The 12,891-nt window shown below is 56.2% G+C and carries 11 protein-coding genes; 5 read left to right on the top strand and 6 right to left on the bottom strand.

Going from position 1 to position 12,891, the window contains the following annotated elements; all coding sequences use genetic code 11:
• Positions 1 to 31: 31 nt before the first annotated feature.
• Both C454_RS19840 and C454_RS20325 read left to right on the top strand, forming a co-directional pair.
• A complete protein-coding gene (locus C454_RS19840) occupies positions 32 to 1,783 on the top strand; it encodes a KAP family P-loop NTPase fold protein (protein WP_081605212.1) in 1,752 nt (583 codons plus the stop codon).
• Positions 1,784 to 1,790: 7 nt separating this feature from the next.
• The gene (locus C454_RS20325; protein WP_152421526.1) at positions 1,791 to 3,305 is read left to right on the top strand and encodes a hypothetical protein; all 1,515 of its coding nucleotides are present in this window, start codon (positions 1,791 to 1,793) and stop codon (positions 3,303 to 3,305) included.
• Here C454_RS20325 and C454_RS19835 read toward each other — a convergent pair.
• Positions 3,283 to 4,332, bottom strand: coding sequence for a Cdc6/Cdc18 family protein (locus C454_RS19835; RefSeq protein WP_004975539.1), 1,050 nt, complete (start codon positions 4,330 to 4,332; stop codon positions 3,283 to 3,285). The two genes, C454_RS20325 and C454_RS19835, sit on opposite strands and share 23 nt — an antisense overlap.
• A gap of 230 nt (positions 4,333 to 4,562) precedes the next feature.
• Between C454_RS19835 and C454_RS19830 the strand changes: the two genes are divergently transcribed.
• Genes C454_RS19830 through C454_RS19820 form a run of 3 tightly spaced genes read left to right on the top strand, consistent with a single transcriptional unit; the run spans position 4,563 to position 6,875 of the window.
• On the top strand, positions 4,563 to 5,360 hold the full coding sequence (locus tag C454_RS19830; protein WP_004975538.1) for a Cdc6/Cdc18 family protein: 798 nt from the start codon (positions 4,563 to 4,565) through the stop codon (positions 5,358 to 5,360).
• A 55-nt stretch (positions 5,361 to 5,415) separates the two neighbouring features.
• A complete protein-coding gene (locus C454_RS19825; protein WP_204365851.1) occupies positions 5,416 to 6,414 on the top strand; it encodes a phospholipase D-like domain-containing protein in 999 nt (332 codons plus the stop codon).
• Positions 6,411 to 6,875, top strand: a complete 465-nt coding sequence (locus tag C454_RS19820) for a hypothetical protein (protein WP_004975536.1) — start codon at positions 6,411 to 6,413, stop codon at positions 6,873 to 6,875. Before C454_RS19825 ends, C454_RS19820 begins: the two co-directional genes overlap by 4 nt.
• Positions 6,876 to 7,219: 344 nt before the next feature.
• Here the strand turns inward: C454_RS19820 and C454_RS10870 are convergent, their stop codons facing one another.
• From C454_RS10870 to C454_RS10850, 5 genes are all read right to left on the bottom strand, one after another.
• Complete coding sequence (locus C454_RS10870) at positions 7,220 to 8,320, bottom strand: hypothetical protein (RefSeq protein ID WP_004975535.1); 1,101 nt, start codon at positions 8,318 to 8,320, stop codon at positions 7,220 to 7,222.
• A 93-nt stretch (positions 8,321 to 8,413) separates the two neighbouring features.
• Positions 8,414 to 9,667 (bottom strand): M20 family metallopeptidase, encoded by a 1,254-nt coding sequence (locus C454_RS10865; RefSeq protein ID WP_004975534.1) that lies wholly within the window; start codon positions 9,665 to 9,667, stop codon positions 8,414 to 8,416.
• Entirely contained in the window at positions 9,660 to 11,060 is a 1,401-nt protein-coding gene (locus tag C454_RS10860) for an APC family permease (RefSeq protein WP_004975533.1), read from the bottom strand. Before C454_RS10860 ends, C454_RS10865 begins: the two co-directional genes overlap by 8 nt.
• 102 nt (positions 11,061 to 11,162) lie before the next feature.
• Positions 11,163 to 11,852, bottom strand: a complete 690-nt coding sequence (locus C454_RS10855) for a helix-turn-helix domain-containing protein (protein ID WP_004975532.1) — start codon at positions 11,850 to 11,852, stop codon at positions 11,163 to 11,165.
• Between the two features lie 109 nt (positions 11,853 to 11,961).
• A partial coding sequence (locus tag C454_RS10850; protein ID WP_004975531.1) for a deoxyhypusine synthase occupies positions 11,962 to 12,891 on the bottom strand: 930 nt, incomplete at its 5' end.

Raw genomic sequence — 12,891 nt, 5'->3', positions numbered from 1 at the left:
TATTTATAATTAGAGTACAGATTCGTGTCTAATGACCTCCTCTGATGAACGTCGGATGTATCTAACAGACAACCCAATCAAATCTGAGGAAGATGACAGTTTTGGTCATATCGAATACGTCGACACTCTCTCTGAGATAATTCATAACGTCACACCTCCGTGGCATGTGGGTATATTTGGCGAATGGGGTTCCGGAAAAAGCTCGATAATCAACTTACTCTACAACCGCATCCGAGATAATGAGGAGTTCGAAAACGTACTTTGTATCCAATTTGATGCATGGGCTCACGCCGAGGACTCAATCCGAACAGAACTACTTCTCGAACTGGACCAAAAAATCGGAGAAGCAGTAAACGGCGAAGGAAGCGAAGGAATCCTGGGCGAAGACGAAATCACAGGAAGACTCTACGACGTTCAAGAAGAAGAGGAGATCTCAAAGCAAGGCAACCCAGTAGATGTCATCAAGAATTTCTGGAACGATAGTCCACTACTCGCAATCAGCTTCATCGCGATTGCCGGGGCAGCCGCTCTATTAGAATATGGTGGATACTCAGCGGTTGCTTCTGTTTTTGTAACCGGACTATTGCTTCCAATTTTAGGATACGTCCTACAACAATTGGATACTGTCGCTCAGACAATTCAGAGAAAGTTTCTGTACCCACGAAAGGAATGGACAGGAGCATACCAGCGAATCTTTGATTCTATTATCCAGGAAACAGAGGCTGAAAAAGTCATCATCACTGTAGACAATTTAGATAGGTGTGAGAGCAGCACAGTCTATGATGTACTCGTATCTCTGAAAACGTTCCTTGAAGACGAACGCTGTATCTATCTCATCCCATGCGATGATGAGGCATTAGAAAGTCATCTCAAAGCGATAAATGAGGACGACTTTTTCGGTGATACGAGAAATGAGCGGGAGTTCCTGAGAAAGTTCTTCCAGACTCACCTTCGAATTCCCCCTTTCCAAAAAGAGGACGTCGAAAAATATGCTCACGAACAGAATGAGGAACTATCTGACACTCTTGATGAAGAAGCAGTTGACATAATTGTAAACGCCTACTTCGAGAACCCTAGACGGATAAAACACGCAATCAACCGGTTAGTCACACTCCGAAGTATTGCGCGTGAGCGAGAAAATGGCGGGATCTTGACTGAGGGACGAATTACCAGTGATATGCCCTTCCTCGCTAAAATATCGATTATAGAGGAAGAGTATCCTGAATTCCACAAGCAACTTGTTGAGGATCCTTACCTGCTAGACGACATCAATTCATATTTCAAGAAGGAATTGACGGACGACGAGAAGGAAAAACGAGTAGAAGATATCCTGGAAGTGGATGAGAACGAGCCAAAGGAATCTCGTCTCAAGTCTTTCCTCAGTTCTACACAGCGCGTCACAACTGCAAATATCCGTCCGTTTCTGAATCTTTCTGATCAGTCATACTCGTCAGGGCTGGAAGACTTCGACGAGGTAATGAGGTTCCTGAAGACGGGTCAGCAATCAGAGTTACTTGACCGAATCAAGGACATCCGTGAAAAGGGAGGATCCTTCGACCAATATTGTGATGCAATCGACGACGAGCTTCAAACTTACCAGTCGATTAGCAGAGACCAACCGATGTATGCTATCATCAATAGTTTGGTCAATGTGTTCGACAGGCTTGAGGAAGAGGAGCAAAATGAGGTATCACGTGTTGTCGGGCGGTACCTGACAAGAGAACCAGGAAGACAATTCCTCAAATATCTTGATGCTAGCTCTGTCTCTTATACACATCTCTGAGCGGGCNATGTGTATAAGAGACAGCTTCGAGAGGTTTGCCGATCTAATCAAATCTGAAGGCGGGTTCAACAAGGGTGTACTGCAGGCATTCATCGACCACGCAAAGGAGATACCCCGTAGAACAATCGATACGTTGTCTAATAACATCACAGAGTTGCGTGATGAATCATTGACCGAGGCCCTGAAGATGCTCGCTGATTCCGATGTGGCACAGGAAGTTCTAGTGACTACAGAAATCATCGAAATTTCGACTTCTATAGTTGAAATTGATGACTCGAACAACGAATATGCGAACACCGAACATTATACTCAGTTTGATCGGAAGGCAAGTCCTGAAGAACGGAGTATCTACGTGGAGAAACTCCTCGAACTTCGAGAGGGATACAGCGGCAACCAGAGTAACCAAATCGATCAGTCATTAGCGGAGAGTCTCGATACTCTGAAGCCAGAATTGACAGAGGAATCTGCTGAGAATCTACACGGCAGAATCTACCATCTGGTTGATTCTAAGAGTAACGAGGACTTGACTCTCGTCAAATCCTGTATCCGGTTCTATGGTTCGTTCTCAGAGAATACACGCTCGGATTTCGGACACTGGATCTCGGATCTGTTCAAAAATTGGAACGCAAATAATACCCGGGAGATCTTTGATTTTGCCGTTAAAAATGAGGTTCCCGTCTTTGACACAGAGGAAGAGGTTGACGCGTTCTTCTCACGGATCCCCGGACACATCAACGACGACTCATTCATAGTGAATGAAGTAATTCCACAAGTCCCAGCAGAATTCAATTCAAAAATTGTAGAGAAGACTGCAAGCTTGGCACGAAATAATAACAATAACCGAAGACAGATTGGGTTGAGAGTCATCGAAGAGTGCCCCGACAGGTTGGAAGGTGAATTTGGGAAAGTGATCGATGCCTGTGGACACAAAGCAAGGAACGAAACGAACAAGAACGTAAAACGAACGCTCTTGATGCCCATTGCCCAAGAGTTCTCAAGGCTCACTGCCTCAGAACAAGAAAGTTTCATCGGAGAGGTGGAGAATCTTCTCCGCGGAAATGCAGGATATTACGAGCTCTACAAAGAACTCTGGGACGAATTTGCTGAAGAAGCCGACTCGGACCGAAGAGCTGCCGTAGTGGCCGATGTTCGCGAAGAGGTAATGCAGAGACTCAGTGACAACCAAGAACCGGAACATCTGACACCACTAATCGAAATTCTACAATCGCTACCTGATGAATTGGATAAAAATCAGGGATCTCGACTTATGGAGCGGTTGAGCAACCGTCTCACCGAGAACCTAAATGCAAAGCAGCAAAAAACGGTTATCGAACAAATCACGGGCTTCAAACAGTACTACGGCAAAGAAGACCAGATCCTGGCTCGAGTAGAAGGCGTCCTCGATCGTTCAGGTAATAATGCAGTAGAAAATGCTGCGAGGGACTTGATCAACCGATTTGAAGAGCTTGATAGTGTAGAGGAAGATCGGATAGAAAGTATCAGAGCGGCACACTTCGATTAGATAAACGAATCTCTCTGGATTTTCCCTTTCGTCCGCCGTAGTGGTACTTTGCCTGTATGAGATCGAGTTTTTCGAGTTGTTTGAGGTGGTCGCTGATACGCCGATCGCTCAACGGTTTTTTGGATTGTGCTTTGCAGAGTTGTTGGTATTGTTTGTAGACCTTCCCGGAGCTGGTCGTAGTTTCTTCTTTGGATAATTCTTCGATGGCCTGATACAGCAGTTTGTGGTGCTCGGAGAAGTGCTCCAGTTGTTCGTACACATAGCTTTGGAGTCCGCTCTCGTAGCAGGCTTTGACGTCTTCTGCGTGTATCGCGTCCTCAACGTGCTCTGCGGTAATCTTCAGCCAGTATAGTCCTATTGCTGGATTTCGGATTGTTTCTGAGATGTAGCTTAGTGCTTCGTGTTGCAGGGAACGTGGTTTGAGAGACAGCCGGGCTCTCTCCGCCAGAATCTGGTATACTTCTTCGGTGCTATATGGTTCGAGTTCGAGTGTTTCTGGGTAGAGTGTGCTGTAGGTTCGTTCTTCGACGAGTTCCGAGAACTCCTGAGAACTGGAGTACGTCAATGCCACGCTCAGTTTATCGGGGTTGGTTCGTGAGAGGTAGTACAGCAGGTCGTTCCCGTTGTTCAGTAAGAGGAATTCAATCTCATCCAATACAACAAGGGTCTGAACCTGTGTTGTTCGCTCCTGAATCGTGCGCTGGTATTCTGAGGTATGAAGACCTGTCTTAGTATTCTTGCCAGTAACTGCCTCTGAAATCTGTTTCAACACCTTATATTGGGTGTCGTGGACTCTGCATGAGACCCAGACCAGGTTCACAGATTCAAGTTGTGAGACAGTCTTCCGGAGTAACAATGTCTTTCCCGTACCTCTTGAGCCATGTAACAACAGGTTCTGACTTTCCCCGGCAGAAACCATTTCCACGAACGAGTTCAGAAGTCTATATTCCTTTTTGCGGTTTACCACTACCTCAGGTCTATAGTCAAGTTGCAGCGGTTCAGTATCCTTGATCACGTTTAGCTTCATCACAGTTCACCGGTCGGTCTTTGGAGGGTTACACTATTTTCTGAGCAGGGTGTTTCGGATGAAGAGATATACTAGTATCGCCCTATACAAACTCTCTAACTATAGTATTCGGTTCCATCTGAAATCCAGTTCTACCATACCTAGTATAACTGTTAACGAACATTCAAATCAGGTACAAAATCTGAGAACTCTCATTCGAAGAGAAGACTATTGATGAGGCCTATTATCAAATGTTCGACCGCAATAAAAAAGACAACGGCATACTACGCTCTGAAACCTATCTAACCGCAGACCACCAGCCGGACAAGCCAATTGAAAGAGAATATGAGCTGCGACGAATCGCAGATGCAGTCCGACCGCTCACACATAGAAAAACTGGAGAAAACCTTCTCATTCACGGACCATCTGGAGTCGGTAAATCCACACTCGTACAACACGTCTTCGGTCAACTCGAACAGGAAACACGAGTCAAACCAGTCTACATCAACTGCTGGCAGTATAACACCAGACCCAGCCTACTCACAGAACTACTGATCCAACTCGGATATCCCGCACCACGGAAAGGCAAACCTGTAGACGAACTCCTCTCGAAAATCCGTGAATGGCTCGATAAAAACTACTCAGTAGCCATCGCGCTCGATGAGTTCGACCAGCTCAAAGACGGAACCGAAGTCATCTACGACCTCCAACTGCTCAACGAACAAGCAGCCCACAAAATCGGCATCATCATGGTCTCCAACCAACACCCCTCCCAAATCCATCTCGACCCCAGAAGCCAAAGTCGACTCTCCTGTCAAACACTCCAATACAAACCCTACAACCAGAACCAACTCGAAAATATCCTTCAAAAAAGAGTCGAACAAGCATTCCGGCCCGGATCAGTCTCCCAAGAAGTCATAGAACAAATCGCCCGCAACGTAGCCGAAACCTCAGGAGACTGCCGCCAAGCACTCCACACACTCCTCCAAGCCGGACGCAAAGCAGACCGGGAGGGCGATCTTAAGCTAAACAATCAGCATATCCAGTAGCAAACTGCTTCTCGGCATAATCTATTTCAGCATGAGGTCATGTTTGTTTTGTAAGATGAGTGAGAAGGACGACAAAATAAAGAGAGAAATCCTGAAGCTCCTCTACGAGGCTTTTGAAGAGAGTCCCTATAGAGGTCAGGACGGTAACACGCTCTTTGAGGAACTAAGCCAATTCAAGGAGAACGATATTGTATACAATGTCCAGAGGATGGACAGCGATTATGTCGATAACAATGCTGCGATTGGGAGGAAGATCTCTACAGTTCAGATAACTGCTAAAGGCATCGAGGAAATTTCTGGACAAGGCCATCCCACGATTTTGGATTCAAATATCCGGTATAACGTATTAGACGCGTTGTATAATGCAGATCGACAGAACCCAGGACATGCTTATCTAACCCGTGACAACTTGCTTGACGAAGTAGGCAGTGACGAAGACGAAGTTGATCTGAATGTTTGGTACTTGAAAGAGAAGAGGTTAGTCGATACACTCGGTGGTGGAGGTGGCCTATTCTACCATGATACCAAAATCACGGACCAGGGTATCAAAAGGTACGAGCAGTACGTGGATGACGGAGTTGAAATACCGAGGTCTGGAGCTAAGAAAACATTCAGACAGGCGTCGATAGGACCTAATGAATCAGGTAAGGCTGAAAACCTATTTCGGGACTTCGTAGAACTATCTCGGAATGAAATCATAATCATCGACCGATATGCCCGAAAACCACTATACGACCTTCTGAAGCACGTTCCGTCTGGTGTTGAAATCAAGGTAGTCACCTCAGGCCGAGTGACTGGTCAAGGCTATCAACAACGGGTTAATCAGTTTGCTAATCAACATCCAGAAATCGAAGTTAGGGAAGTTTCAGACAGTGATTGGCCGTTCCACGATAGATACATAATCAGGGACAGAGAGGACGGCTGGGCATGGGGTCATTCGTTCCACGATGCAGGAGACACTCAACACACTGCATCCGAGCTTAGACCCATCAACCGGGATAACATTGTTAATCAGTTCAACAATATCTGGCAGAAGGGAGGTGTGATAGTATGACTGAAAAAGAAGTGAGTATAGATTTGCCGAGCGATGAGAACGGAATGTTCCCCAGACAATGCCCGAACTGTGATGGGAAATTCGCCATCCACTCAGATACTTACCAAGACGAGCATTATCTAAATCTACGCTGTCCATACTGCGGTTGGATTGAGGAGTTTGATCAATTTCTCACCGACGAGCAGGCGGATTACAGCCACTCTGTGGCAGAAGGAGAACTCCGTCGAATGGCGGAAAAAGAATTGAGTGACGCGTTGGAAGATGCATTTGGCGGAATCTCATCAAATAGCTCTATCAATCTCGAGACAGACTCCAGCGAGATTGACTTCGGCGAACCTGAGACACCATCACCTCATCTTTCAATTGAGACAAAGCGGATTACTTGCCCAGACTGTGGATTCAATTTCTTAGTGAAGCAAGATGCTGAAGAGGAGCAAGTCAGCTGCCCTGTTTGTAGATAATCTTCTGAGAGTGCGCAATTTTTGAAGGAGATAGTATTACTGCGCAGCCACCGAGGGCGATATTATTCCGTTCATCAAACGAACCCTATGTCTGTACTCTCGATCTCTCGTCCGCTGAACTCATCAATCAGAATTTTAAATCTACAAACCAAGTCGATAGTATCGCTAGGTCTTTGTACGATTAGATAGAAGATTCTAACGTTAGTTATGTGGCCTCGGCACTCATAGGGCTCCGCATCACCGAGTGCCTAGTTCGGTTCGGAACGGTGCCGTCGTCATCGGCCACCTCGCTCTCGCCCCGCAACCGAGTAATCACCATCGGTCTCACCCGACCACCGACCCGCTCACGCCTTCTCCAACACGGACACGTCGATACGGGGGTACTGCACGCCACCCGAAATCGAGCCCTCGCCGGCGACGACGCCCCAGAGCCGGACGCGCTCGTCGGCGAGCAGTCGAAAGCCGATGTCGTCCTCGAAGAAGCGCCCCGCGGGCCATCGAGCGACCACGTCGCCGCTCGGTCGCCCTCGGTCGTCCTCGACGGCGACGAGCGCCAGTCGGACCCCGTCGCGCTCCAACGTCTCCTCGACGCGGCCGGTGTACGTGACGGCAGTCCCCGCGTACGACTCCGGGTTCCGCCGGAGGTCGGCGTACGGAATCGCCGTCGCGTTCGCCGGCGTCGATACCGTAGCCGTTCGGTTCGGGAGGGTCGATTCCTCCGAGAGCGGTTGGGGCGTCGGAATCGACCACTCGACGGTCGGGAGCGCCACGTCGGGGAGGCGGTCGTCGACCCACGCCGCGCGGCGGGCGACCGCGGCGCGGAGCTTCGGCGAGCGCTGGACGAAATCCGAGACTTGCTCGACGGCGAGATACGTGACGAGGCCACCGGCGACGTAGGCTCCTGCCCTTTTGAGCGCCTCGCGACGGGTGATTCGCCCGGCGTCGTCGTTCTCGGACTCGTCGCGCTCGGCTTCTGTGCCGTCGTCGCCATCGCCTCCGCGGCCTTCGATTCGCTCGCCCAGCCAGTTCGTCGCCGGCCGTTCCTCTCGGGCGGCGAGGTCGCGGACGAACGATTCGACGCCGGTCTCGCGGATTTCGACGGCGAGCGCCGGCGCGTCGAGAACGACGAGCCCTCGGCGGTGGGCGTCGGGGGCGACGCGGCCGCCTCCGACCGCCGCCACGTAGGGTTCGATGCCGGCGCGCTCGCACCGCCGGACGAACGCGCTCGTCTTGTCCGCGGTGACGGTTCCGGAGGTCGTAATCCAGATTCGGAGTTCGCGCGTCGCGCCCTCGGGCGTCTCCCCGGCGGCTTCGACGTGCACGTCCGGGCCGCGGAACCGGACGCGCGTCTCGTAGCCCCGCGCCTCCCAGACGCGCTCGAAGACGGCGGCGAGTTCGACGTCGGTGCGGGCCGAAACGACCGACGTGAGCGGGGGCGCTGTCATTGTGTCCGAGGTACCGGGCGGGGCTGTTAGGTGTTTGCGCCCGGTTCTCGGCGCTGAGAACGCGCGGCCTCGGGGGCGGGAACGAACGCCGCGTCAGCCGAGGTACCGAACGGCGGCGTCGGCGACGATGTCGGCCACTTGGACCACGTCGTCGGTGAAGACGAACTCGCCGGCGGCGTGGATGTTCTCGCCGTCGGGACCGATGATGACCGTCGGGAGGTCGGCGCGGTCGCCGAGGTAGTTGAAGTCGCCGACGCTGGAGAAGTAGCCGTAGGCGGGGTCGGTGTCGGCGACGGCGCGGGTCGAGTCCGCGAGCGCGCCCACGAGCGGGTGGTCCTCGTCGGTCACGTAGGGGCCGTATCGGATGCCTTCGTCGGGGGCTTCGCGGAATCCCACGTCGACCTCGCTCTCCAAGCCGAGTTCCTCGACGGCGCGCTCGGCGTCGTCGCGGGCGTCTTCGAGGGTCTCGCCGACGACGACGTGACGGTCGACCATGAGGCGAGCGCGCTCGGGGACGGAAAGCGTCTGGCTTCCGCCCTCGATTTTCAGCGGGCAGGTCGACCCCGAGCCGAGTTTCGGGTGGTCGCCCACGTCGAGGTCGTCGAGCGCGGCCGCGAGTCTGCCGGCCTCGACGACCGCGTTGACGCCGGTGTCCGGTTTCGACCCGTGTGCGGCCTGCCCGCGCACTTCGATGTCGTAGAAGTAGCGGCCGCGCGCGCCGAGCAGGAGCGCCGGGTTCTCGATGTCCTCCTGTGCGAGAATCGGGCCGGGTTCGGTGACGATGGCTGCGTCGCAGTCGTCGACGACGCCGTCTCGGATGAGTCGGTCGGTGCCGAGTCCGTAGGGGCCCTCCTCGTCCACGACGGCCGTGAGGAGCACGTCCCCCGCGAGGTCGGCGTCGGCGAGCGCGTCGAAGGCGACCATGACGGCCGCGAGGCCACCTTTCATGTCGCACGCGCCCTGTCCGTACAGTTTCCCGTCCTCGATGCGGCCCGAACACGGGTCTTCGTCCCAGTCTTCGACCAGTTTCACGGTGTCCACGTGGGCGTTCAACAGGAGCGTCGGCGCGTCCGGGTCAGAGCCCGCCAGCCGGGCGACGACGTTGTCGCCCTCGTACTCCGTGATGTCCGGTTCGCTCACGTGGTGGTACTCGGGGTCGTGCCCGCGGGCGTCCAACCAGTCGTAGACGAACTCGCTTATCTCGGCCTCCTCGAAGTACGGACTCGGAATCCGCACGAGCGCTTGCAAGAGGTCGATGGTCTCGTCGGGGTCGACGCGAGGGGCGGAGTCGAGGCCGAAGTCGGAGTCGTCCGAGCGGTCACCGCGCGGTGTCGCGTCGTCAGTCATCGCTCACTCCGCGAACCGAGGGGTTGTACTCGTCGGAGGGCACGCCGGGCAGCGTCCCAAGGATGGCCTCGACGTCGTGGTCCTTCTGTTGGCCGCGGTACCAGTAGACGCCGAAGACGACGAGGCCGACGGCGACCCACGGGACGTAAATCGACAGCGAACCCTTGTACGCCTCGGTCAGGAGCCCGACCGCGCCGAGCGACCCGACGAGTCCCGTCACCGTGAGCAGCGACGGGCGCGAAAAGCCCGCCTCCGAGCGGAGGTCGGTGCGGCTGTAGAGCACGTACAGCACCGTTATCGACACCGCGGCGTAGGCGATGAGGTAGCTGAACGTCGCGATGGCGATGGCCTGACTGAGGCCCGTACTCCAGAAGGTGAGGCCGGCGGCGACGACGTAGAGCGTCAACAGCGACCAGTGGGGCGTCCCGAAGCGGTCGGAGACCGCCGAGAACTTCTTGGGGAACACCTCGTCCCACGCCCACGAGTAGGGCATCTTGATGCCCGCGGCCATGACCGCGTGGACCGACGACGCCGTCGCGAGCAGGCCGCCGACGCCGACGATGGCCGTGCCGATGTCGCCGAGGAACACTTCGGCGGCCGTCGACAGCGGTCGCGCCGAGTTCGCGAGGACCGTGTAGTCGCCGACGACGCCGTAGATGACGGCGGCGGTCAGCACGTACAGGAAGATGAGGATGGCCGTCCCGCCGGCCATCGCCAACGGGAGGTTCCGCGAGGGATTCTTCACCTCCGCGCCCATCTGCCCGGCGACGGCGATACCGATGTAGGCGTAGAACAGCGGGACCGCGGCGGCGACGAAGCCGTCGAAGCCGCCGGTGAAAAACGGCTGATAGTTCGCGGCGTCGACGTTCAGCAGGCCGGGGCCGACGAGCACGAGTATCGACAGGATGAGGAAGCCGAAGATGGCGTTCTGCGAGACGCTGTAGCTCTTTGACCCGACGAGGTTGACCAGAAACAGAGCCGTCAACAGGCCGAACCCGGCCAGCGTCGGGTCGACCGAGGGGTAAAACACCTGTAAGTAGCTCCCGAAGCCGATGGCGAGGACCGCGTCGGCGGCCATGTAGCCGAGCCACTTCGACCACGTCACCACGAACCCGGGGAGGCGGCTGTCGAACGTCCGGGAGACGTAGGCGTACGACCCCGCCGCGCCGGGGAAGATGGTCGCCATCCAGCCGTAGTTGAGCGCGATACTCATCGCGAGCAGCCCCGAGAGGACGACGACGAGGATGACGCTCGGCCCCGTCGTGGAACTCGCCGTGCCGAGGGTGACGAACAGCCCCGCGCCGAGGGTACCCGCCACCACGGTACTCACCGCGCCGAACAGTCCGATGTCCCGCGAGAGGCTCCGCCCGTCGTTCACGTCTACCGATGACATACTGTCACATGGTTCGATTATCGGGTAAAGTACCCCTCCCTCTCATGAGTGGGGTGAGCGCCGACCCGCCGGATTTCGTCCCCGAGAACCCGAAGAACGGGGTCAGTAGTCGCCGAGCAGTTTCGATTCGGCTTTCCGGAGGTGTTCGAGGAGCGTCGCCTTCGAGATGTCCAACTCGGCCGCCAGCGACGCGGCGCTCACCTCGCGGGGCCACGTGTAGTAGTCGCGGCGGCGGGCCAGTTCGTACACCTCGCGCTGGCGCTCGGAGAGCGCGTCGGTCCGGAACATGCCGCCGCCGTCTTCGGGGGCGGTGATGAGTTCCACGTCGATGTCGGCGTTTCGCTCCGCTCGTATCTCCGCTAGCCGCTCGTGGACGGTCTGTCGCGTCTCGTGGACGAGCACGGTCCAGCGCTCGCGGCCGCCCTGCATCCGAACCGGCTCGTCGGGGATGAACCCCCGGGAGACGAGGGCGTCGTTGATGGAGTTCCTGAGGTCGTAGCGAACGACGATGCCGCGGGCCGCGCTCCCCGGGACCCCGACGTCGCCGTCGTGCTCGTCGGTCTCCCACACCGACTCGGTCAGGGGGGACGCGCGGACGGCCGCGAGCAGTTCGTCGACCTCCTCGGCCGTGTCGGCGTAGGCGGTGAAACGCCCGTTGGCGAGGCCGTCTATCTCGTGGACGCCGTGGCCGAGCAGGCCGCCGCTCGTCTCCCTCGTCACCTGTAGCGTCCAGCAGTCCGGGTGCCAGATGTCGAGGCAGACGCGAACGCCCTGTGCACCCTCTCGTGCCATTCGTTGGCATGGAAGGGTGCTCGCCGGGCAAAAAAGTATCCCACCTGACGCGATGTGACGCGACGGCCGGTGGTGCGGACTGCCGCGGCCGTCAGCGGGCTTCGCGGCGTTACTCGATTCGCTCGCGCGCCGCGGCGACGAGCAGCGGGAGCATGATAGTCGCGTCGCCGAGGACCGTCGTGTTGCGGGCGTCCTTCTCCAGTTTGCCCCACGAGCGCGCCTCGTCGAGCGTCGCGCCCGAGAGACCGCCGGTCGCGGACGGGTCCATCGTGATTTGGACGCCGTAGTCGTACGCGCCGGGGGTGACGAGCATCGTCTGGAGCGTGAAGTTCTTCGGGACGCCGCCGCCGACGAGGAGACAGCCTGCCGTGTCGGCGTCGTACGCGAGGTCAGTCAGCGGCGTCATGTCGGCCAGCGCGTCCAGCGAGAACGACGAGGTCTGCGAGTACATCCACGCCTGCAGGCCGAGGACGGAGTCCTGTACCGCGGGGCAGTAGATGGGCACGTCGGCCTCGTAGGCCGCGGCGGCGACGCCGGCGTCTTCCTCGATTCCCTCGCGGTCGTTGACCTCGCTGTTGGCGCGGCCGAGTTCGCGGCAGAGGTCCGCGATGCTGACGGTCCCCTCTTCCTCCAGCGCCGGGAACACCTCGCTTCGGAGGTGCGACTCGAACAGCGCGAAGTGTTCTTGCGGGAGGTAGACGTTGTAGATGCGGTCGACCTCCTCGTCGCGGAGCGTCTCGTCGTGTTCGCGTTCGGTCTTCTCGCCGTGGTTCTGAGACCCATGATGGTGTTTTCCGCCGACGGCCTCGATGGCGTCGTGGGTGAGGTTCGCGCCCGTCGTCACGAGGGCGTCCACGTAGCCGTCGCGGATGAGGTCGGAGACGACCTTTCGCATCCCGGTCGGGACCATCGCGCCGGCCAGCGACATGAACACCGTGCAGTCGTCGTCGGCCAGCATCTCGGCGTAGATGTCGGCGGCCTCGTGCACGTCGGCCGCGCCGATGCCCGCGTGGCCGTACTGCTCGACTAACTCGCCGAC

This window comes from Haloferax gibbonsii ATCC 33959 (genome assembly GCF_000336775.1).
Taxonomy (GTDB): Archaea; Halobacteriota; Halobacteria; order Halobacteriales; family Haloferacaceae; genus Haloferax; species Haloferax gibbonsii.
This window is presented reverse-complemented; position numbering and strand designations above follow the sequence as displayed.